Here is a 20,570-nt window from a genome sequence, read left to right as displayed (position 1 = left end):
AAGCGACCATACCCTTTCAGCGACCCCGGCGCCGTGAGCGGTGCCGGGGTCGCTGTTCTCCGGGCCCCGCCCGGCATTCCGGGCCGCCCGCGGCCTCTTCCCGCAGGGCGGCGGGCACTGTCTTCGCGCGCCTTCCGCCCGGCGGTCCCCGCGGTTCAGTGCTCGCGACGGCGCAGCGCGCGGGGCGGCGCGGCGCACGGGAGGGCGCAGGCGTGGTGGTGGTTCAGCGCTTGACCGCGCACAGCAGGCCGTCGCCCACCGGGAGCAGCGAGGGCACCAGACCGGAGCTCTCGCGCACCGTGCGCAGCAGTTCGCGCAGCCGCACGACCTCCGCGGGCTGCGGTCCGGAGTCGACCGTGCGGCCGTGGGCGAAGACGCCTTCGAAGACGACCAGGCCACCCGGCCGCAGCAGACGCAACGATTCCGCGAGATAGTCCGGGAACTCGTGCCGGTCGCCGTCGCAGAACACCAGGTCGTACCCCGCGTCCGCGAGGCGCGGCAGGACCTCCAGCGCGCGGCCGGGGATGAAGCGGGAGCGGTTGCTGGCGAAGCCGGCGGCCCGGAACGCCTGCCGGGCGAACTGCTGGTGCTCCGGCTCGGGGTCGACGGTGGTCAGCACCCCGTCCGGGCGCATGCCGTGCAGGAGGTGGATGCCGGAGACGCCGGTGCCGGTCCCGATCTCCGCGACCGCCTTCGCGTCCACGGTGGCGGCGAGCAACCGCAGCGCCGCGCCCGCGGCGGGGGACACCGGACGCAGCCCTGCCTCGCCTGCCCGGTCCCGGGCCCAGCGCAGCGCGTCGTCCTCGGCGACATAGGCGTCGGCGAACGCCCAGCTCGTCTGCCGGTTGCCGGTAATGACCCTCTCCTGTCCCGTGGATGCCTCGGCGTGACTGTATCCGTTGGGGCCGGGAACCCGCAGATGGGACCGGGCGTTTGAAGGGGTGGGGGAGAGCCCGGCGAGGTGACCGGAGGCAGGACGGGGGGTATGGGATGGAACGGGACGACGAGCAAGTGCTGACGCAGCCGGATGAGGCGTGGCAGGGCGTGTCAAATTCAAGTAAAACCGCTTATCCGGAGCTAACGGGCGAGGTGGCTATGGTAGGGGCTCCACTGGACACCACCAGAGCCGACAGGGGAGGTGCGGCTGCGCCCGTGGATCGGGGAGGAGTGCTGCGGCGCTTTCTCGGATCGGCGAGCAGGCCGAAATCCGTGAACGACACCGCTGCTGACCCGACCCACGCCGAGGGCCCCGCCCAGACCGCGACCTTCTCCAGTGACGCGGACGGGCAGGCGTGGACTCCGCCCACCTGGGAGGAGATCGTCAGCACCCACAGCGGCCGCGTCTACCGCCTGGCCTACCGCCTCACCGGTAACCAGCACGACGCCGAGGACCTCACCCAGGAGGTCTTCGTCCGCGTCTTCCGCTCCCTGTCGACCTACACGCCCGGCACCTTCGAGGGCTGGCTGCACCGCATCACGACCAACCTGTTCCTGGACATGGTCCGGCGCAAGCAGCGCATCCGCTTCGACGCGCTCGGCGACGACGCGGCAGAGCGGCTGGCCAGCAAGGAGCCCACCCCGCAGCAGCTCTTCAACGACGCGCACTTCGACGCGGACGTCCAGCAGGCCCTGGACACCCTGGCGCCCGAGTTCCGCGCCGCGGTCGTCCTGTGCGACATCGAGGGGCTCTCCTACGAGGAGATCGCCGCCACCCTGGGCGTCAAGCTCGGCACGGTGCGCTCACGTATCCACCGCGGCCGTTCGCAGCTGCGCAAGGCCCTGGCGCACCGTTCGCCCGAGGCCCGGCAGGCCGAGCGGCGCCGCTTCGTGCCCCGCGTCGCCGCGCTGGGAGGAGGGGGCGCGACCGCGTGAGTGGATCCCGACCCGACCCCGCCGTGAGGGGCCTCGCGGAACAGCATCTGGGAGACCGACTCTCCGCCCTGGTCGACGGAGAGCTGGGTCATGAGACGCGTGAGCGCGTCCTGGCGCACGTGGCCACCTGCCCGAAGTGCAAGGCGGAGGTCGACGCGCAGCGCCGCCTGAAGAACGTCTTCGCCGAGACGGCACCCCCGCCGCCCTCCGAGAGCTTCCTGGCCCGCCTGCAGGGGCTGCCGGGCGGCGACGGCGACAGCGGATCGCCGCTGGGCGCGGGAGGCTTTCCCGGCAGGTTCCCCGGGTTCCCCGGGCGTACGCAGAACTCCGGGGACGCCGGGATGTTCGGCGTGCGGCGCGGCGAGCGGTTCCCCTTCGAGTACGCCGCGGCCGGACCGTACGCGTCCGAAGCGGAGCCGGAGCAGCCGGACGGCTTCCGGATCCACCCGGTGGGCCGCCCCGACGGCGAGCGGCCGGCCTCGCGCGGGCTGCGGTTCGCGTTCGTCGCGGCCGGCGCGGTGTCGCTGGCGGCGGTCGCCCTCGGCGGCGTCACCACCGGCGCGGCGGGCGACACGACGGCGGAGGCGCGCGGCGGCTTCGGCGCGGGCAGCAATGTGACCCCGGCGCGTCCGGCGGGCGTGGCAGCGGCGGGAACGGCCGAGGTCTCGCGGCGCCGTCAGTCGGCCACCGGGCCGCTGCCGGTGCAGCGGTCCACCGGCACGGCCCCCTACGCACCGACGTCGCTGTCCGCGCCCCTGCTGCCCGGCGTGCCGGCCCCGGCCGCCGCGGCACCGGTGACGGACGCGGTGCACACGCTGGCGGCGCCGATGAGCGCGGGGGCCGCGATCCTGTCCCCGCTGATACGCCCGCTCAGTGCCCGGCCGCCGATCGCCCTGACCGGGTGGTCCGCCGACCCGCGGCTCGCAGCGCCCGGCCTGCTCACCGCACCGGCGCCCGGACCGACGCCCCGTCCGCCGTCCCCCGCCACCTCGCACCTGGCGCCCTGACCGACGGCGGCGGGCTCCTGCGCGGTGGCCCGGGAACCTGGTTGAATCCAGGTGGTCGCGCCCATGACACCCGTCCGGGCGCGCAGTCGACGAAGCACGGCCACCGCCGACGAGCCGTGGCGGGCACCTTGGGGAGAGCATGAACGAGGGGAAGCCCCAGAAGTCCACCCGCCCGAAGTGGTGGAGCCGCCCCCGGCAGGCCCCGGACGCCCCGGACGCCCAGGACGCTCCGGAGGCTCCGGCGGTGACCCCCGGGGCCCCGCCCGTCGCCCCCGACCCGGAACCGACGGTGCCTGCCGCCGCCCCCGTGCACCACGAGGGCGACTACGAACTGGAACGCCCCGCGACGCCACGTGGGAGCACCCTCCCGCCGGCACCTGACACGCCGGTGCCGTCCCAGGAGTCCGCACCGCCCGGCACAGCACCGACGCCGGACGGACCGGCGGCGCCCGACGAGATGGCGGTGTCCGGGTCGTCGGCGGTACCGGAGTCGTCGGTGGCGTCCGGCGCCCCAGCGGTGCCCGGGTCGTCGGTCGCGTCCGGTTCGTCGGTGCCGCTCGGCGCGCCGGCTGCGTCCGGGCCGTTCGCGGTGCCCGGAGCGCCCGTGCCGGCCGGGTCCGCTGCTCAGCGTCCCAGGCCGCTGCACGACCCCGACCCCTACAGCACCCCGCCCTACGGAGAGCCGGGCCCGTGGGCCCCGGCCCCGCCGGTGCAGCACCCGGCCGCGCTGACACCGCCCCCGCCCGCAGGGGCGCCTGTGCCTGCTCCCGGACCCGCGTCCCCGGCCGCCATCGCGCCCGGGGGAGTCCCGGCGGGCATGCCCGCAGCCCCGCCCGCAGCCGTGCCCGTGGCCGCGCCGCCCGTCTCAGGGCCGACGGCAGGGCTGCCCGTCCCGGCGCCGGACAGTCACGGCGCGCCCCAGGCGCCGCCGTACGCGCCGCCGGTCGCGGACGCCTCGCCGCGGGGCGCCGCCGCCCCGTACGGCGCCCCTGGCCCGGCGGACGGCGCGGGCCACCCCGGTACGCCGCCGGCTGCCCAGACGCCCCATGCCGCACCGGGGCAGCCCGGCGGCCCGGTCGTCCCCGCGCCCGCCACGCACCCCGCCGTCCTGCCGGACTCCGCCGTCCTGCCCCGTCCCGCCGCCCCGGCCGGCGTGCCGCCCCAGGGCATCGCCCCAGCGGACGTACCGCCCCCGGGCACGGTCCCGGCCGACGTACCGCCTCCGCCCGCCCCGGCGGCAGCGCCGACCGACGGGGCCGTCCCCGCGACGGCGCCCCCCGGGGCCGGTGCACCCGCACCGCACGCCGCCGCCGGTCCCGCCGGCGCCGTCGATCCGTGGCAGCGCTACGACCCCTGGGCGGTGCGGCCGGTGGCCGGGCCGTTGCTGGAGAGCGGGGCCGGGTCCGTGAGCGGGGAGCGGCGGCGCGGGCGGGCGCGGCGGTCCCTCGTGGGCGGGGCCGTACTGCTGGCGCTGGCGGCCGGGGTGGCCGGCGGGGTGGCGGGGGCGTACCTCGAACGCAACGGCGGCTTCGGGACCGTGGAACTGCCGCAGGCCGGCAAGGAGCCGGCCGGCCGCGCCCCGGACAGCGTGGCCGGGATCGCCGCCCGCGCCCTGCCCAGCGTCGTGACCCTGCACGTGTCCGGTTCCGGCGAGCAGGACACCGGCACCGGCTTCGTCCTCGACCGCCTCGGCCACATCCTCACCAACAACCACGTCGTCGGCCCCGCCGCCTCCGGTGGCGACATATCGGTGACGTTCAACGGCGGCCAGACCGCCCGGGGCACGATCGTCGGCCGCGACACCGGCTACGACCTCGCCGTCGTGCAGGTCCGCGGCGTGCGCGGGCTGACCCCGATGCCGCTGGGCAACTCCGACAACGTGCGGGTGGGCGACCCGGTCGTCGCCATCGGCGCCCCCTTCGACCTGGCCGACACCGTCACCTCCGGCATCATCAGCGCCAAGGAGCGGCCCATCACGGCCGGCGGCGAGAAGGGCGACGGCAGCGACCTGTCGTACGTCGACGCGCTCCAGACCGACGCGCCGATCAACCCTGGCAACTCCGGCGGCCCCCTGCTCGACTCCCGCGGCCGGGTCGTGGGGATCAACTCGGCCATCCGCTCCGCCGACACCGGGTCGGACGTGCAGACGGGCCAGGCGGGCTCCATCGGCCTCGGCTTCGCCATACCGGTCAACCAGGCCAAGCGGGTGGCGGAGGAGCTGATCAACACGGGCCGGGCCAGTCACCCGGTGATCGGGGTGACCCTCGACATGGCCTACCCGGGGGACGGCGCCAAGGTCGGGGACAAGGCGAAGGGCGGCGGGTCCCCGGTCACTCCGGGCGGGCCCGGCGCCAAGGCGGGCATCAGGGCCGGCGACGTCATCACCGCGGTGGACGGCGTGCCCGTCCACTCGGGCGAGGAACTGATCGTCAGGACCCGCGCCCACCGCCCCGGCGACCGCCTGGACCTGACGGTCGAACGCGGCGGCCAGAAACGGCGGGTCACCTTGGTGCTCGGCTCCTCGGACAGCGGCTGACGCGGCCCCCGCTCGCGGGCCGCCCGCCCCCGCGGCGCACGACCGGCCCGCCCGCCCCGGACCTCCCGCGAGCACGGCGCGGACCTTCCGCGAGGCGGACAAGCCGGGAAACTGGTCGTGTACACGGGACTCCGACACCTCGGGACGGTACCGGTCGGACACCTGGGGCGGGTACCGTGGGTCCGGCCCGGACCACGGATAGACCCGCACAGACCGGACCGCCCGAGGGCCGAGGACCACGGACATCGCAAGGAGCTTCAGGTGTTCAACGACATAGGACTGCCCGAGCTGGCGACGCTCATCGTCCTGGGCGTGCTCGTGTTCGGTCCGGACAAGCTCCCGAAGGTCATCCAGGACGTGGTGCGCACGATCCGGAAGATCCGTGAGTTCTCGGAGTCGGCCAAGCAGGACATCCGCCAGGAGCTGGGCCCGGAGTTCAAGGACTTCGAGTTCGAGGACCTCAACCCCAAGACGTTCATCCGCAAGCAACTGGACAACGACGACCTGGGGCTGAAGGAGATCCGCAACGGCTTCGACCTGAAGAAGGAGATGGCCGAGGTCACGGACGCCGTGCGCAGCTACGACTCCGACTCCGCGTCGGCCTCGCCCTCCTCCTCGTCGTCCGTCGCGTCCTCCTCGCCGGCCTCCCCCGCACCGGGGAGCGGCCGCGTCGACATGACCAAGAAGCCCGAGAGCCCCGAGCGGGACGAGCGCCCGCCGTTCGACGCCGACGCCACCTGACCCACACGGCCGGAACCCGCCGCCTGCCCGGGCCACGCCCCGGGCGCGTTCCCGGCGCCCCGGGGCGGGGTCGATATGCTGCCGAGTTGTTGTGCGGACCGGACGAGTACGCCCGATGGGGGGCGGGCGCGCCGGTCCGACGAGAGCGAGGAGGCGTCCGGGTTCATGGAGACGACAAGTAGGGCGGTCGCGCAGGCACCGGCCGAGGAGGGCGGACAACAGCTCTCCTCCGCCCGGCGCACGGTCGACGGCTACCTGCTGGCGCCCTTCCCGTGGTACGGCCTGGACGAGGCCTTCACGGGTCCGCGCCGGCTGATGCAGGTCGGCACCTCGGCCGACGGCCATGTGGAGCACGGTTCCCTCGGGCACGGCGACGAGCCCTCGGTGCGCAACGAGTTCGTGTCCGGCTCCCCGGACGATCCCAGGGAGAAGTTCACGGTCGTCGTCACCGTCGCGGCCAGTCCGGTCCGGCAGCTCGCCGACGGCACGGGCCGCCTGGAGGCGACCTCCGTCTCCTCGGCGGCCTGGCTGGCCGGGGTCGGGCTGCTGTCCGTCACCTGGCCCATGCAGATGGACCACGCCCTGCGCGACGACTGGCTGGAGCAGCAGACCGAGACGGCGTGGGTGCTGGCCGACGACCTGTCCGGCCCGGACTGGTCGACGCTCTCGCTGCCGGTGGACGGCGTCCCGACCCCCTTCCACTACCGTGAGTCCGAGTTCGGCTGGGTGCTCGCCGGGTCGACTTCGCAGGGCGTGCACGTGGGGGCGTACGGGCGGGGGATGAGCGCGTACGGGCTGGGCTTCGCCGTCGTCGAGGACATCACCGCCTACGCGTGACCCGCGCGCCGGGCGCTACGAGGGAGAGCGCCGTCCGCGCGGACGGCGCCCTCCCTCGTCGTACGGCAGCCGTGGCCGGGTCCGCCGTTCGCGGACCGGCCGCTAGAACTTGTTCTTCGGTGTGAGCCCCAGCGAGAGCCCCGACAGGCCCCGCTGCCGTCCGCCGAGCTTGCCCGCGATGGCGCGCAGCGCCGCGCCGGCCGGGGAGTCCGGGTCGGTCAGGACGACCGGCTTGCCCTCGTCGCCGCCCTCGCGCAGCCGGACGTCGATCGGGATGGAGCCGAGGACCGGGACCGAGGCGCCCGTGGTGCGGGTCAGGCCGTCGGCGACCAGCTGGCCGCCGCCCGTGCCGAACACGTCGACCATCTCGCCGCAGTGCGGGCAGGGCAGACCGGACATGTTCTCGACCACGCCGACGATCTTCTGGTGGGTCTGCACGGCGATGGAGCCGGCCCGCTCGGCGACCTCGGCGGCCGCCTGCTGAGGCGTCGTGACCACCAGGATCTCCGCGTTCGGCACGAGCTGGGCGACGGAGATGGCGATGTCACCGGTGCCGGGCGGCAGGTCGAGCAGCAGGACGTCCAGGTCGCCCCAGTACACGTCCGCGAGGAACTGCTGGAGCGCGCGGTGCAGCATCGGGCCGCGCCAGACCACCGGCGCGTTGCCCGGGGTGAACATGCCGATGGAGATGACCTTCACGCCGTTCGCGGACGGCGGCATGATCATGTTCTCGACCTGGGTGGGACGGCCGTCCGCGCCCAGCATGCGGGGCACGCTGTGACCGTAGATGTCGGCGTCGACCACGCCCACCTTCAGGCCGTCGGCCGCCATCGCCGCCGCCAGGTTCACCGTCACCGAGGACTTGCCGACACCGCCTTTGCCGGAGGCGACGGCGTAGACCCGGGTCAGGTTGCCCGGCCTGGCGAAGGGGACCTCGCGCTCGGCCTGGCCGCCGCGCAGGGCACTGGCCAGCTCCTTGCGCTGCTCGTCGCTCATCACGTCCAGCGACACGTCGACCCGGGTGACGCCCTCGACCCGCGAGACCGCGTCGGTCACGCGCTGGGTGATCGTCTCGCGCATGGGGCAGCCGGAGACGGTCAGGTACACGGTGACCGCGACCGATCCGTCCGCGCCGATCTCCACCGATTTGACCATGCCCAGCTCGGTGATGGGTCGGTGGATCTCGGGGTCGTCAACCGTCGCCAGCGCTGCGCGCACCGCGTCTTCCGTAGCCATAAGGACGATGGTACGGCGCGCGGCGGCGGCCCCGGGACCCCCGTCAGCGGTCGTCCATGTCACGCCGGGGCGGACGTTCTGCCGGGAATACGGCAGGTTCGCGGTGGCCGTCGTACCGCTCCTCCAGCTCCTTCATCATGTCCTGCAGCTCCGAGCGGATCCAGTCGCGGGTCGCCACCTCGCCCAGGCCCATGCGCAGCGCGGCGATCTCCCGGGTCAGGTACTCGGTGTCGGCGATCGACCGCTCGTTCTGCTTGCGGTCCTGCTCCAGGTTGACCCGGTCCCGGTCGTCCTGCCGGTTCTGGGCCAGCAGGATCAGCGGGGCGGCGTAGGAGGCCTGCAGGGACAGCGCGAGCGTCAGGAAGATGAACGGGTACTCGTCGAAGCGCAGGTGGCGCGGCGCGGCCACGTTCCAGATGATCCAGACGATGATCACCACCGTCATCCAGACGATGAACCGTCCGGTGCCCAGGAAACGCGCGATCCGCTCGGACAGCCGGCCGAAGGCCTCCGGATCCCACTCGGGCAGCAGCCTGCGCCGCAGCGGGCGCGGCTGGTCCAGCCGGGCGGTGCGGGGCCGGCCCGCGGCGGTGGCCCCGGCCGGGTGCCGCTCGCGCGTGCTCTCACGCTCCGCCATGCGCGCCCACCCCCCGTCCGTCTCCCGCCGTGCCGCCCGGAGCGCCGGCCGGCCCGTCGTCCAGGTGGAACTCCGTCTCGCGCCAGTCGTCCGGCAGCATGTGGTCCAGGACGTCGTCCACGGTGACCGCGCCCAGCAGCGCACCGGCCTCGTCCACGACGGGCGCCGCGACCATGTCGTACGTGGCGAAGAACCCCGCGACCACCGGCAGCGTGGCGTCCGGCGCGAGCGGCTGCAGATCGTCGTCCAGGATCGAACTGACGAGCGTGTAGGGCGGGTCGCGCAGCAGCCGCTGGAAGTGGACCGTGCCCAGGTACTTGCCGGTGGGGGTCTCGTCGGGCGGCCGGCAGACGTAGACCTGGGCGGCGAGCGCGGGGGAGAGGTCCCGGTTGCGGACCCGGGCGAGCGCGTCGGCGACGGTGGCGTCCGGGCGCAGGACGATCGGCTCGGTCGTCATCAGCCCGCCCGCCGTGTGCTCCTCGTACGACATCAGGCGGCGCATGTCGGCCGCGTCGGCGGGCTGCATCAGGCTCAGCAGCCGCTCCTGCTCCTCCTCGGGCAGCTCGGCGAGCAGGTCGGCGGCGTCGTCGGGGTCCATGGCCTCCAGCACGTCGGCCGCGCGCTCGCCCTTCAGTTTGCCGAGGATCTCGATCTGGTCGTCCTCGGGGAGCTCCTCGAGGACGTCCGCGAGCCGGTCGTCGTCCAGGGCGGCGGCGACCTCCGCGCGCCGCTTGGGCGACAGGTGGTGCAGCACGTTGGCGAGGTCGGCGGGGCGCAGCTGTTCGAAGGTGGCGAGCAGGCTCTCCGCGCCCTGCCCGTGCTCCTCCAGCGAGAAACCGGTGACGGCCGACCACTCCACGGTCAGCGTCTCTCCCTTGCTGCGGCGGAACGCGCCGGTCCTGCGCCCCTTCCTGACGAAGACGCGGTCGACCTCCCAGTCCCGGCGCGCCGGCAGCTGATGCACCGACAGGTCCAGCACCGTCGCCTCCTCGCCGCTCTCCACGAGCGTGACCCGCCGGTCCAGCAGCTCGCCGAAGACCAGCCGCTCGGTGGGCCGCTGCTCGAACCGCCGCACGTTGAGCACCCCGGTGGTGATGACCTGGCCCGACTCGATGCTCGTGACCCGGGTCATCGGCAGGAAGATGCGACGCCGGGTGGACAGTTCGACGACCAGGCCGAGCAGGCGGGGCGGCCGGCGCCGGACGCGCAGCATGACGACCAGATCGCGCACCCGCCCCACCTGGTCGCCCGTCGGGTCGAAGACGGCGACACCGGCGAGGTGTGAGACGAAGATCCGGGGGGCGCCCGCTGCCATGACCGCGCCTCCTTTGCGTGCTCTGTGACGTACGTGCTCGTGCTGCCCGGGCGTCCGGGATGCGGCGGGTTCCCGGGGCGTTCCTTCCCCCTGCCCGCTCAAGTGGGCTTCAGGCTAGCCCGTCCCGTTCGGATCCGCCCTGGTGAGGGGTGCGGACGGACTGGCTCCGCCGGGCCGTGCCGCCCCCGGTACGCTGCCGTACGCCGACAGGGCCCCAGGGTCCCTCCCGTCGCGCCGTCTGCGTGCCGTGCGCTCCGCGTACGGGCCGCAGCCCCGCCGCTGACCAGCATCCGCCGAACGCGAGCAGAAAGGCAGTGCCGCCCGTGACTGCGATCCCCCCGTGCCGCCGTACCCGCCGTGCCGTGCTGGCGAGCGCGCTGTGCGCGCTGGCGGTCGTCACGGGCACGGGCCTGACGGGGTGCTCGGCGGACGATCCGGACGCGGGCACCAACGGCGTCGGCAAGCTCCCGGCCGACCGGATCCAGGCCAGGGCCGCGGCCGCCGCGGGGTCCGCCGGTGCCGTGCACCTGTCGGGGGACGTGGTCAGCAACGGCCGTACCTACCGGCTCGACATGCGGCTGAAGTCCGGCGGCGGCACCGGCTCGGTCACCTCGCAGGGGGTGACGTTCGGGCTGCTGCGGGTGGGCAGGCAGCTGTACCTGAAGGCGGACGCGCAGTTCTGGAACAACGCGGACGGCGAGGACGCGGGCAGCGGGAAGAGCGGCGCGGACGGCGGCGCGGGGGACAAGCTCGACGGCAAGTACGTGAAGGTGCCGCAGGGCGACCCCGCCTACCAGCGGTTCAGCGGCTTCACGGACAAGGACGTGCTCCTGGAGAGCCTGCTGACACTGCACGGCGCGCTGGCGACGGACGGCCACCACGAGCAGTCCGGGGTGCGCACCGTCCGCGTCACCGGCGGCAAGGGCACCGGCGGCACCCTGGACGTCTCCCTGGAAGGCACCCCCTACCCGCTGCGGCTCGCCCGCGCCGGGGACGCGGGCACGCTCAGCTTCTCCGAGTGGGGCAAGGACTTCCCGCTGCGCGAGCCGGACGCGGACGAGACGGTCGACTACGGCAGACAACTGCCGGCGTCCTGACCGGCGCCCCCGGGCGCTTTCGCGCACCGGGGACACCACGGGCGGTCTCCCCCGCCGGGTGCGGTCACTTCCGCCGCCGCTTCTTCAGCAGCAGCCGGGGCAGCCCCGCCGGGGCCGGCTGCCGGGTCGTCGCCGGGGTGGGCAGCGGCGCCCGGGCCAGCGAGCCGTCGGGCAGCGGCCCGACCGCCCCCGTCGGCTCCAGGCGCAGCACCCGGCACTCGCGGGCCCACCGTCCGGTCATGGCCTCGCCGTCGGGCGCGTTCAGGCGCTTGCCCTTCAGTTCGGCCACCGTCTCCTGCCACGCCGGTGACCCGGGCGCCAGCTCCACGGTCCGCGCCGTCCAGGTGACCAGCCGGCCGCCCTTGTCCTTGCTGCGCACGGTGACCTCGGCGGTGGCCCCGTCGGCCAGGTGCGGCAGCGGCTGTTCGCCGGGGCCGTCGCCGACCAGGCACGCCGCGCCCTCGTGCCAGACGTGCCACAGCGCGCGGGCCGGGCCACCGGGGCCCTTGACCCAGATGAGGCCGGACTTCTTCGTGGCCTCCTCGACGAGGGCCCGGTCGAGGAACGCACCAGTCATGGGAGCAGGGTAGCCAGGCGCGCCCGGCGCGGCGCCGGCGGTCACAGCCAGCCGTTGCGCTTGAGGGTGCGGTGGATGCCGAGACAGATCGCGGCGGTGACGGCCATGACCACCGGGTAGCCGTACCTCCAGTGCGTCTCGGGCATGTACTTGAAGTTCATGCCGTAGACCCCGCAGACCATCGTCGGTACGGCGATGATCGCGGCCCACGCGGTGATCTTCCGCATGTCCTCGTTCTGGGCGACGGACGCCTGGGCGAGGTTGGCCTGGAGGATGGAGTTGAGCAGTTCGTCGAAGCCGATGACCTGCTCCTGGACGCGGGCCAGGTGGTCGGCGACGTCGCGGAAGTACTTCTGGATGTCCGGGTCGATCAGCCGCATCGGCCGCTCGCTCAGCAGCTGCATGGGCCGCAGCAGCGGCGACACCGCGCGCTTGAACTCCATGACCTCGCGCTTGAGCTGGTAGATCCGTCCGGCGTCGGTGCCGCGCGGGGTACGTCCGCGGCCCGGCGAGAACACCTCGGTCTCGACCTCGTCCACGTCGTCCTGGAGGGCGGAGGCGACCGCGATGTAGCCGTCGACGACGTGGTCGGCGATGGCGTGCAGCACCGCCGAGGGGCCCTTGGCCAGCAGCTCGGGGTCGTCCTGGAGCCGGTGGCGCAGGGCCCGCAGCGAGCCCTGCCCGCCGTGCCGGACGGTGATGAAGAAGTCCCGCCCGGTGAAGCACATCACCTCGCCGGTCTCGACCACCTCGCTGTTGGCGGTGAGCTGGTCGTGGTCGACGTAGTGGATGGTCTTGAAGACGGTGAACAGGGAGTCGTCGTAGCGCTCCAGCTTGGGCCGCTGGTGGGCCTGGACGGCGTCCTCGACGGCGAGGGGGTGCAGGCCGAACTCCGAGGCGATGCCCGCGAATTCGGACTCGGTCGGCTCGTGCAGCCCGATCCACACGAAGCCCCCGTCGCGCCGCACCTGGCGCATCGCCTCCTGCGGGGTGAGCGGCGCGGGGGTCTCCAGACGGGTGCCGTCGCGGTAGACGGCGCAGTCGACGACGGCCGAGGGGGTGGCCGGGTCGCGGGTGGTGTCGTACGTGCCGCTGTCCTTGCGCTGCGTGGGGCGGGACGGGCGGACCACGGCACGCAGGTCACGGATCATCGACATGGCGGGGCTCCTTCGTGACGAGCGACGAAGAGCGCCGACGACGGTCGGAACTGCCCGGAATGAGGACGTCCGGTGTGCGGATGTTTCGCACGTCCACAAAGCGGGGAGCACCGCACCGACGCGGTGACGGGCTTCGTCACTGATTCGATCGGTCAGATCGGGCGATCAGGCAAACGAAACGAAGTGCTCTTCCGTACGACGCGCGGGGGGCACGAAGGCGAGAGGTGGCGGGTCAGCCGGAGCCGGAACAGCTACATCAGCGGCGGGAAGAGCGGGTGCTACTGCACGGTCGACTTCGATCCATGACAGCCCCACCTCCTCCGGCCGGTCCCTCGTAAGGGAGTCCCATCGGTGTCCGGAGCCTGATGGCGACGCTCTGCGTGCTGCCCCGAACCACGGGCAAGAGTATCAGTCGGCCGACGTGTCAAGGTGCCGCTTTGCCGGGTACTGACGAGTTCTATGCTCGCGGCATGGCAGATGTTCTTCCTCTGGTCGAGGCCCGGTTGCGCTCCGCGCTGGGCGAGCCGGACGCGCGCGCGGCGGTCACCTTCCTCGGCACGGACCGTATCGAGGTGCTGCGCTTCCTGGAGGGCGACATCGTCCGGTACGCCACCCTCGGCATGTCCGCCCACCCCATGGCGGACCCCACGGCGATGCTCGCCGACCCGGTCAAGGGACCGCGCGCCGAACTGGTGCTGAGTGTGCGGGCCGGGCTCGCCGACACCGACAAGGTGCTCCGCCCGCTCGCCGTGCTCGGCGCGTCCCCGCAGGTCGAGGGCGTGGTCGTGGCCCCCGGCGCCTCCCTCGACGTGGGGGACGCGCTGTGGCCGGGTGCGCCCTTCACCTCGGTCCTGGTGGCCGAGCCGGGCGGCCTGGTGGAGGACCTGGAACTCGACGCGCCGCTGGATCCCGTACGGTTCCTGCCGCTGCTGCCGATGACGCCGAACGAGGCCGCTTGGAAGCGGGTGCACGGCGCGCAGGCCCTCCAGGAGCGCTGGCTGAGCAGCGGCACGGACCTGCGGGACCCTGCCCGCCGGTCCGTGCCGCTGGAGTGACCGAACTCACCCAAGAGCCGGGTGGAGCGCGTCAGTTGGCGAAAACCGTGACCCCGTCCTCCGTCGCGTGGCGCGGCTCCAGCTCCTCCGCCTCGTGGGCGAGGGCCCGGCGCCGCACCAGGACCACCAGCGCGCCCACCACGGCGGTGGCGCCGGCGACCACGAACGGGACGTGGACGTCGGTCCACTCCTCGATCTTCGGCGCCAGGTACGGAGCCGCCGCCGCGGCGAACCAGCGCACGAAGTTGTAGCCCGCGCTCGCCACCGGGCGCGGCGCGTCCGAGACGCCGAGCGCCAGCTCGGTGTAGACGGTGTTGTTCACGCCGATGAACGCGCCGGACAGGATGGTGCAGACGATCGCCGTGGTGTGGCTGCCGTAGCCGAGGACGATCACGTCGGCGGCGAGCAGCACCAGGGAGCCGCCGAGCACCTTCAGCGACCCGAACCGCGCCTGCATGCGCGGGGCCACCAGTACGGAGAAGACGGCGAGCAGCAGGCCCCAGGCGAAGAACACCGCGCCCGACTTGTACGGCGTCATGTTCAGCACGAACGGCGTGAAGGCCAGCACGGTGAAGAACGTGTAGTTGTAGAAGAACGCCGAGACCGCCGCCGAGGCGAGGCCGCCGTGGCCGAGCGCCTTGACCGGGTCGAGCAGTGAGGTCTTGCGGGCCGGCTTGGGCTGCTCCTTGAGGAACGCCGTGATGCACAGGAAGCCGACGGCCATGAGGCACGCGGTGCCGAAGAACGGGTAGCGCCAGCTGGCGTTGCCCAGCAGGGCGCCCACCAGCGGGCCGCACGCCATGCCGAGGCCGAGCGCGGACTCGTAGAGCAGGATGGCCGCCGCGCTGCCGCCCGCCGCCGCGCCGACGATGACCGCGAGCGCGGTGGAGACGAAGAGCGCGTTGCCCAGGCCCCAGCCGGCCCGGAACCCGACCAGCTGGCCGACCGAGCCGGAGGTGCCGGCGAGCCCGGCGAAGACCACGACGAAGGCGAGGCCGAGCAGCAGCGTCTTGCGGCCGCCGATGCGGCTGGAGACGAAGCCGGTCACCAGCATCGCCACGGCGGTGATCAGGAAGTACGAGGTGAACAGCAGGGAGACCTGGCTGGCGGTGGCGTCCAGGCCCTTGGCGATGGAGGGCAGGATCGGGTCGACCAGACCGATGCCCATGAAGGCGACGACGGACGCGCCGGCCGTCGCCCAGACTGCCTTCGGCTGCCGCAGGATGCTGCCGGCACCCGCGTCGAAGGGGTCCGCGGCCATGAGTGCTCCAATCCGGACTGGAGGGAAGGGGAAGTGCGGGGGACGAGGTGGTGGGGCGGCCATATGGTTGGCGTATGCACATAGTAAGTTAGCGCGGCTAATTAATGCAAGATGCATCTACTTGGTTCGGCGGAGCGGTTCCCTCCGGACGGGTGATCGTCCTTGACGCGGCGCGGTCCGGGTAGGAGCGTGGGGCTCTATGAGGGGCGAACCCAGTTGCCCGAAGTGCGGTGGCCGGGTCAGGGCTCCCGGACTCTTCAGCGACACCTGGCAGTGCGCCGTCCACGGGACGGTGTATCCCGTGCAGCCCGTGACCCCGCCCAGCGTCGAGGGGCTCGGCGTCGTGGTGCACCGCACCCAGGTGCCCGTGTGGATGCCGTGGCCGCTCCCCGTCGGCTGGCTCTTCACGGGCGTGGCCGGTGCGGGTGACGACCGCAGCGGCGGCCGCGCGAGCGCCGTGGCCTGCTCGGGCCCCGGCCCGCTCGGCGGCGTGGGGGAGCTGATCCTGGTCGCCGAGGAGCTCGGCGTCGGACTCGGCGCCCGCTACGCCGGCATCGAGGGCCCCGACCCGGGCCCCTGTCTGAACGTCGAGAAGCCGCCGGACGCGAAGGTGCTGGCCGCGGGCCGCCCGACCCCGCTGTGGCACGTCTCCGGTGTCCCGGCCGACCGCGCCGTCTTCGCGGGCGAGGCCTGCGGGCTGTGGCTGTGGGCGGTCGTCTGGCCCGAGCAGTCGGGCCTGCTGATGTACGACGAACTGGTCCTGGCCGACCTGCGGGACGCGGGCGCCGAGATCGACCTGGTGCCGTGCGGGGCACTGTCGCCGCGGCTGCTCCAGCCGTAGGCAGGCAGGTGGCGCGCCGCGGCTGCTGCGGCCGTAGCGGTCCGCGGCCTGCGGCCGCCGCGTGGGCGGACCGCGCGATGGGCTGCCGCCGCCGCGGGCGGCCCGACCCGCGGCGGACCGTCCCCCCCCGGGTCGCTCCGGCCGTGAGCGGACCGCACCGCTCTGCGGCCGCTCCGGCCGCGGGTGGGCGGCGCTCCACGGCCGCCGCCGCCCCCGGGCGGCTTCTGTAGGGGGTGGAACGGGGTGGCGGGTGTGACAAGGCATCCCTTGTCTCCCGTTATCCTTGAGTGTCCCTTTCCGTCCCGTCGCCTGGAGTCCGTGTCGTGCGTATCGACCTGCACACCCACTCCACCGCTTCCGACGGCACGGACACCCCGGCCGAGCTGGTGCTGAACGCCGCCGCGGCCGGACTGGACGTCGTCGCGCTGACCGACCACGACACTACGCGCGGGCACGCCGAGGCCGTGGCCGCGCTCCCCGAGGGACTCACCCTGGTCACCGGCGCCGAGCTGTCGTGCCGTCTCGACGGCGTCAGCATGCACCTGCTGGCCTACCTCTTCGACCCCGAGGAGCCCGCCCTGCTCGCCGAGCGGGAGCTGGTCCGCGACGACCGGGTGCCCCGCGCCAAGGGCATGGTCGCCAAGCTGAACGCGCTGGGCGTCCCGGTCACCTGGGAGCAGGTCGCGCGGATCGCCGGCGACGGCTCGGTCGGGCGGCCGCACGTCGCCTCCGCGCTCGTGGAACTGGGCGTCGTGCCGACCGTGAGCGACGCCTTCACCGGACAGTGGCTGGCCGACGGCGGCCGGGCCTGGGTCGCCAAGCACGAGACGGACCCGTTCGAGGCGATCCGCCTGGTCAAGGGCGCAGGCGGGGTCTGCGTCTTCGCCCACCCCGCCGCGGCCAAGCGCGGCCGCACGGTCCCGGAGTCCGCCATCGCCGAGCTGGCCGCCGCCGGACTCGACGGCATCGAGGCCGACCACATGGACCACGACCCGGACACCCGGGCCCGGCTGCGCGGCCTGGCGAAGGAGCTGGGACTGCTGGTCACCGGCTCCAGCGACTACCACGGCAGCCGCAAGACCGTCTCCCTGGGCGAGTTCACCACCGACCCCGACGTGTACGGGGAGATCACGCGGCGGGCGACCGGCGCGTTCCCGGTGCCGGGCGCCGGCGGAAGCCGCACGGACGCGGGCGCGGCCTGACAGGCCCCTGCCACCCTCTGACCTCCCTCCGGCTCACCGGGCGCTCCCGCACCCACCCCTGCCTTTTTCCTTCCCCCTCTCCGCACGTACGCAAGGCCTGTTCAGACGATGTTCGACGCTGCCGTCTTCGGCTCCCTGTTCCTCACCCTTTTTGTCATCATGGATCCCCCCGGGATCACCCCGATCTTCCTCGCGCTGACCGCCGGACGCCCCGCCAAGATCCAGAAGCGGATGGCTTTCCAGGCCGTCTGCGTGGCCGGCGGTGTCATCGCCGTGTTCGGTGTGCTCGGCCACCAGATCCTCGACTACCTGCACGTGTCCGTCCCCGCGCTGATGATCGCGGGCGGACTGCTCCTGCTGCTGATCGCCCTGGACCTGCTCACCGGCAAGACCGACGAGCCCAAGGCGACCAAGGACGTCAACGTCGCCCTGGTCCCGCTGGGCATGCCGCTGCTGGCGGGCCCCGGCGCGATCGTGTCCGTCATCCTCGCCGTGCAGAAGGCCGGCAGCGTCGGCAGCCAGATCTCGGTGTGGTCGGCGATCCTCGCCATCCACGTCGTGCTGTGGCTGGTCATGCGCTACTCGCTGCTGATCATCCGGGTGATCAAGGACGGCGGCGTGGTCCTGGTGACGCGGCTGGCGGGCATGATGCTCTCCGCGATCGCCGTCCAGCAGATCATCAACGGCATCACCCAGGTCGTCCGGGGCGCCTGACGGTCCCGGCCCGCCCGGCCCGCCGCGGCGGGCCGGACCGACGGACGGAGCCCCCGCCGCGGCATCGCTCACGCGTGCCGTGCGGGGGCTCCGAAGTGTGAAATCCGGCCCGGTGTTACGAGGCCGGGGTGTCGGCCGGGCGGATCCAGAGGCGCTGGCCGATGGCCGCGGCCTGCTGAACGATCCGATTGACGGAGGCGGCGTCCACGACGGTGCTGTCCACGGTGGTGCCGTCGACCTCGTCGAGTCGCATGATCTCGAAGCGCACTGGCTTCTCCCTTCGTCTGGTCATCCTCCTGCGGAGAATTACTGTGAGATGGATGGTGCACGTGGCTACGGCGCCCCGTGCTCCGTATGTAGTCAACGGGTTCCCCGTGACGAACATTCCCTACGCTAAAGAAAATTTTCGACCGTCTAATTACTGACGCGTCAGGGACTTCGAACGACCGACCGGGACCGGTTGTGTTCGCAGCGTGACCACCAGGACAATGGACCCGATGAACGAGGCCATGAACGAGGACCGCGCGGCGCTGGCCGCCCGCATCGACCGCACGAACCAGCTGCTGGAACGCATGCTCGCCGAGGTGGCCAAGACACCCTCGACGCACGCGATCTTCGTCGACGCCGGGTACCTCTACGCCGCCGCGGGCCGCCTCGTGGCCGGCACCGAGGACCGCCGCGCCTTCGACCTGGACGCGGAGGGTCTCATCGACGCGCTGATCGACCGCGCCCGCACGATCTTCGCCGACAGCCGGCTGCTGCGCGTGTACTGGTACGACGGCGCCCGGCGCCGCATCCACACCGCCGAGCAGCAGTCCATCGCCGAACTGCCCGACGTCAAGGTCCGTCTCGGCAACCTCAACGCCAACAACCAGCAGAAGGGCGTCGACTCCCTCATCCGCTCGGACCTGGAGTCCCTGGCCCGGCACCGCGCCATCAGCGACGCCGCCCTGCTCGGCGGCGACGAGGACCTGGTCTCCGCCGTGGAGGCCGCCCAGGGCTACGGCGCGCGGGTCCACCTGTGGGGCATCGAGGCCCCCGAGGGCCGCAACCAGGCCGAGCCGCTGCTGTGGGAGGTCGACAGCCAGCGCACCCTCGACCTCGACTTCTTCAAGCCCTACGTCTCCCGGCGCACGGCGGTGACGTACGACCCCGCCGGCACCGCCCGGCCGAGCCGCGAGGACGTCCGCTTCGTCGGCGCGCAGATCGCCGCGAAGTGGCTCGCGGCCCGCGGCCGGGACAGCCTCGCCGAACTCCTCCCCGGCCACCCCTACCTGCCCGGCTCGGTGGACCAGGACCTGCTGGTCGAGGCCGAGGGCCTGCTCCAGTACTCGCTGCGCGGCCAGGCCGACCTGCGGCGCGCCCTGCGGGACGGCTTCTGGGACCACCTCCAGGCGCAGTACTGAGCCGGACGCGCCTACCGGCCCGTGCTGTCCCAGAAGTCGGCGAGCGCGCGGGCGGTGGCGAGCGGCCGGTCGCAGTTGGGGGAGTGCTCGGCGCCCTCGACGACCGTGCGCCGGGCCCCCAGCCGTACGGCCATGTCGTCCAGCAGCGGCACCGGCCAGGCGTCGTCCCGGGCGCCCGAGAGCACATGGAACGGCAGCGCGACGGCGGCGAGAGCGTCGACCCGGTCCGGTTCCGTGCACAGCAGGCGGCCGGTGGCGAGGAGCTGCGCGGGCTTGGTGCCCAGCCAGCGACGGCGCAGGTCCTCCCGGTCGCCGGCGGCCGGGTCGAGGCCCGCCGCCAGGGGGCGGGGGCCCTCCCCGGGCGCCGCCGCGAGGGACCCGTCCCCTTCTCCGGGAGCCGCCGCGGGACGCTCCATCGACCGGATGACCTCCCAGACCTCGGCCATCGACATCACCGCGAGCGCGTCCCGCAGCAGCTTCACGCGCTGCTGCTGCGGGAGGGAGACCTGTGCCGGTCCGGACGACATGAGGGTGAGCGAGACGAACGGGGAAGGGTCGAGCAGCACGGCCGCGCGGGCGATGTGGCCGCCGAGGGAGTGCCCCACCAGGTGCAGCGGCGTACCGAGCGCGGCGGCCTGTGCGAGGACGTCCCGGGCGAGCTGCTCCTGCGCGTAGGCGGACTCGTCGTCCTCGGGCCCGTCCGACTCGAACTGGCCGCGCCCGTCCACGGCCACGGTCCGGTACCCGCGCGCGGCCAGCGGTGCGTGCAGCGGGTTGAAGTCCTCCTTGCTGCCGGTGAATCCGGGCAGCAGCAGCGCCGTGCCCCTGGGCTCGGCACCGGCCGCCGCGGGCGCGTCGACGACGGCGAACTCACCGCGCGCGGTCCGCAGCCGGTAGCCGCGGGCACCGGGCGGCGGGACGAAGGTCGCAGGCCTGCTCATGCGGTGAGGTTATCGGGCGCGGGACGAGGCGGCCGGTCCGCCTCGTGCGGGGGCTCCGGCCAGGCGTCCCGTGCGGGCCGGCCCGGACGCGGGAACGACGACGGCCCGGCCCACACGAGGTGGACCGGGCCGTCGTCG

Annotated in this window: 20 protein-coding genes; 11 read left to right on the top strand and 9 right to left on the bottom strand. The window is 73.6% G+C overall.

What is annotated here, in order from left to right; translation table 11 throughout:
- Positions 1-223: 223 nt before the first annotated feature.
- A complete protein-coding gene (locus IG64_RS04485) occupies positions 224-919 on the bottom strand; it encodes an O-methyltransferase (RefSeq protein WP_078883787.1) in 696 nt (231 codons plus the stop codon).
- Positions 920-1,167: 248 nt separating this feature from the next.
- Between IG64_RS04485 and sigE the strand changes: the two genes are divergently transcribed.
- The 5 genes from sigE (at position 1,168) to IG64_RS04460 (ending at position 6,993) form a co-directional block, all read left to right on the top strand.
- Positions 1,168-1,872, top strand: coding sequence for an RNA polymerase sigma factor SigE (sigE, locus tag IG64_RS04480; protein WP_078883779.1), 705 nt, complete (start codon positions 1,168-1,170; stop codon positions 1,870-1,872).
- Complete coding sequence (locus tag IG64_RS04475) at positions 1,869-2,879, top strand: anti-sigma factor family protein (RefSeq protein ID WP_037852107.1); 1,011 nt, start codon at positions 1,869-1,871, stop codon at positions 2,877-2,879. Before sigE ends, IG64_RS04475 begins: the two co-directional genes overlap by 4 nt.
- 817 nt (positions 2,880-3,696) lie before the next feature.
- Positions 3,697-5,415, top strand: a complete 1,719-nt coding sequence (locus tag IG64_RS41030; protein ID WP_078883786.1) for a trypsin-like peptidase domain-containing protein — start codon at positions 3,697-3,699, stop codon at positions 5,413-5,415.
- Positions 5,416-5,676: 261 nt separating this feature from the next.
- A complete protein-coding gene (locus IG64_RS04465; protein WP_037852102.1) occupies positions 5,677-6,156 on the top strand; it encodes a sec-independent translocase in 480 nt (159 codons plus the stop codon).
- Positions 6,157-6,321: 165 nt separating this feature from the next.
- Positions 6,322-6,993, top strand: coding sequence for a hypothetical protein (locus IG64_RS04460; RefSeq protein ID WP_037852101.1), 672 nt, complete (start codon positions 6,322-6,324; stop codon positions 6,991-6,993).
- A gap of 102 nt (positions 6,994-7,095) precedes the next feature.
- On the opposite strand, the gene IG64_RS04455 is transcribed toward IG64_RS04460, so the two are convergent.
- Genes IG64_RS04455 through IG64_RS04445 form a run of 3 tightly spaced genes read right to left on the bottom strand, consistent with a single transcriptional unit; the run spans position 7,096 to position 10,181 of the window.
- Positions 7,096-8,229, bottom strand: a complete 1,134-nt coding sequence (locus IG64_RS04455; RefSeq protein WP_037852098.1) for an Mrp/NBP35 family ATP-binding protein — start codon at positions 8,227-8,229, stop codon at positions 7,096-7,098.
- Between the two features lie 43 nt (positions 8,230-8,272).
- Positions 8,273-8,866, bottom strand: coding sequence for a DUF1003 domain-containing protein (locus IG64_RS04450; protein WP_037852096.1), 594 nt, complete (start codon positions 8,864-8,866; stop codon positions 8,273-8,275).
- Entirely contained in the window at positions 8,853-10,181 is a 1,329-nt protein-coding gene (locus IG64_RS04445) for a magnesium transporter MgtE N-terminal domain-containing protein (RefSeq protein ID WP_037852095.1), read from the bottom strand. The genes IG64_RS04450 and IG64_RS04445 overlap by 14 nt, the downstream gene beginning before the upstream one ends.
- 323 nt (positions 10,182-10,504) lie before the next feature.
- On the opposite strand from IG64_RS04445, the gene IG64_RS04440 reads away from it, so the two are divergent.
- Positions 10,505-11,278: a hypothetical protein gene (locus IG64_RS04440; protein WP_037852250.1), complete on the top strand. Its 774-nt coding sequence runs from the start codon at positions 10,505-10,507 to the stop codon at positions 11,276-11,278.
- A 64-nt stretch (positions 11,279-11,342) separates the two neighbouring features.
- Here the strand turns inward: IG64_RS04440 and IG64_RS04435 are convergent, their stop codons facing one another.
- Entirely contained in the window at positions 11,343-11,855 is a 513-nt protein-coding gene (locus tag IG64_RS04435; RefSeq protein ID WP_037852093.1) for a hypothetical protein, read from the bottom strand.
- A gap of 41 nt (positions 11,856-11,896) precedes the next feature.
- A complete protein-coding gene (locus IG64_RS04430) occupies positions 11,897-13,012 on the bottom strand; it encodes a magnesium and cobalt transport protein CorA (RefSeq protein WP_037852092.1) in 1,116 nt (371 codons plus the stop codon).
- A 470-nt stretch (positions 13,013-13,482) separates the two neighbouring features.
- On the opposite strand from IG64_RS04430, the gene IG64_RS04425 reads away from it, so the two are divergent.
- Entirely contained in the window at positions 13,483-14,067 is a 585-nt protein-coding gene (locus IG64_RS04425) for a suppressor of fused domain protein (protein WP_037852091.1), read from the top strand.
- Positions 14,068-14,098: 31 nt separating this feature from the next.
- Here the strand turns inward: IG64_RS04425 and IG64_RS04420 are convergent, their stop codons facing one another.
- The gene (locus IG64_RS04420; RefSeq protein WP_037852090.1) at positions 14,099-15,328 is read right to left on the bottom strand and encodes an MFS transporter; all 1,230 of its coding nucleotides are present in this window, start codon (positions 15,326-15,328) and stop codon (positions 14,099-14,101) included.
- A 199-nt stretch (positions 15,329-15,527) separates the two neighbouring features.
- Between IG64_RS04420 and IG64_RS04415 the strand changes: the two genes are divergently transcribed.
- From IG64_RS04415 to IG64_RS04405, 3 genes are all read left to right on the top strand, one after another.
- Entirely contained in the window at positions 15,528-16,169 is a 642-nt protein-coding gene (locus tag IG64_RS04415; RefSeq protein ID WP_037852088.1) for a DUF6758 family protein, read from the top strand.
- A 323-nt stretch (positions 16,170-16,492) separates the two neighbouring features.
- Positions 16,493-17,371: a PHP domain-containing protein gene (locus tag IG64_RS04410; protein ID WP_037852087.1), complete on the top strand. Its 879-nt coding sequence runs from the start codon at positions 16,493-16,495 to the stop codon at positions 17,369-17,371.
- A 108-nt stretch (positions 17,372-17,479) separates the two neighbouring features.
- A complete protein-coding gene (locus IG64_RS04405) occupies positions 17,480-18,085 on the top strand; it encodes a MarC family protein (RefSeq protein ID WP_037852085.1) in 606 nt (201 codons plus the stop codon).
- A 115-nt stretch (positions 18,086-18,200) separates the two neighbouring features.
- Here IG64_RS04405 and IG64_RS41465 read toward each other — a convergent pair whose 3' ends face one another.
- On the bottom strand, positions 18,201-18,353 hold the full coding sequence (locus IG64_RS41465) for a hypothetical protein (protein ID WP_018571269.1): 153 nt from the start codon (positions 18,351-18,353) through the stop codon (positions 18,201-18,203).
- Between the two features lie 229 nt (positions 18,354-18,582).
- On the opposite strand from IG64_RS41465, the gene IG64_RS04400 reads away from it, so the two are divergent.
- On the top strand, positions 18,583-19,491 hold the full coding sequence (locus IG64_RS04400) for an NYN domain-containing protein (protein WP_107474152.1): 909 nt from the start codon (positions 18,583-18,585) through the stop codon (positions 19,489-19,491).
- Positions 19,492-19,502: 11 nt separating this feature from the next.
- On the opposite strand, the gene IG64_RS04395 is transcribed toward IG64_RS04400, so the two are convergent.
- Complete coding sequence (locus IG64_RS04395; protein WP_037852083.1) at positions 19,503-20,432, bottom strand: alpha/beta fold hydrolase; 930 nt, start codon at positions 20,430-20,432, stop codon at positions 19,503-19,505.
- Positions 20,433-20,570 lie beyond the last annotated feature (138 nt).

The sequence above is a fragment of the Streptomyces sp. NRRL S-340 genome, assembly GCF_000720185.1.
Lineage (GTDB): Bacteria > Actinomycetota > Actinomycetes > Streptomycetales > Streptomycetaceae > Streptomyces.
This window is presented reverse-complemented; position numbering and strand designations above follow the sequence as displayed.

Bases quoted from the DNA above. Each gene is read 5' to 3' on its own strand.
- IG64_RS41030 (WP_078883786.1), top strand. From the start codon at position 3,697: ATGCCCGCAGCCCCGCCCGCAGCCGTGCCCGTGGCCGCGCCGCCCGTC.
- IG64_RS04460 (WP_037852101.1), top strand. From the start codon at position 6,322: ATGGAGACGACAAGTAGGGCGGTCGCGCAGGCACCGGCCGAGGAGGGC.
- IG64_RS04455 (WP_037852098.1), bottom strand. From the start codon at position 8,229: ATGGCTACGGAAGACGCGGTGCGCGCAGCGCTGGCGACGGTTGACGAC.
- IG64_RS04450 (WP_037852096.1), bottom strand. From the start codon at position 8,866: ATGGCGGAGCGTGAGAGCACGCGCGAGCGGCACCCGGCCGGGGCCACC.
- IG64_RS04445 (WP_037852095.1), bottom strand. From the start codon at position 10,181: ATGGCAGCGGGCGCCCCCCGGATCTTCGTCTCACACCTCGCCGGTGTC.
- IG64_RS04435 (WP_037852093.1), bottom strand. From the start codon at position 11,855: ATGACTGGTGCGTTCCTCGACCGGGCCCTCGTCGAGGAGGCCACGAAG.
- IG64_RS04430 (WP_037852092.1), bottom strand. From the start codon at position 13,012: ATGTCGATGATCCGTGACCTGCGTGCCGTGGTCCGCCCGTCCCGCCCC.
- IG64_RS04425 (WP_037852091.1), top strand. From the start codon at position 13,483: ATGGCAGATGTTCTTCCTCTGGTCGAGGCCCGGTTGCGCTCCGCGCTG.
- IG64_RS04420 (WP_037852090.1), bottom strand. From the start codon at position 15,328: ATGGCCGCGGACCCCTTCGACGCGGGTGCCGGCAGCATCCTGCGGCAG.
- IG64_RS04415 (WP_037852088.1), top strand. From the start codon at position 15,528: ATGAGGGGCGAACCCAGTTGCCCGAAGTGCGGTGGCCGGGTCAGGGCT.
- IG64_RS04405 (WP_037852085.1), top strand. From the start codon at position 17,480: ATGTTCGACGCTGCCGTCTTCGGCTCCCTGTTCCTCACCCTTTTTGTC.
- IG64_RS04400 (WP_107474152.1), top strand. From the start codon at position 18,583: ATGAACGAGGCCATGAACGAGGACCGCGCGGCGCTGGCCGCCCGCATC.
- IG64_RS04395 (WP_037852083.1), bottom strand. From the start codon at position 20,432: ATGAGCAGGCCTGCGACCTTCGTCCCGCCGCCCGGTGCCCGCGGCTAC.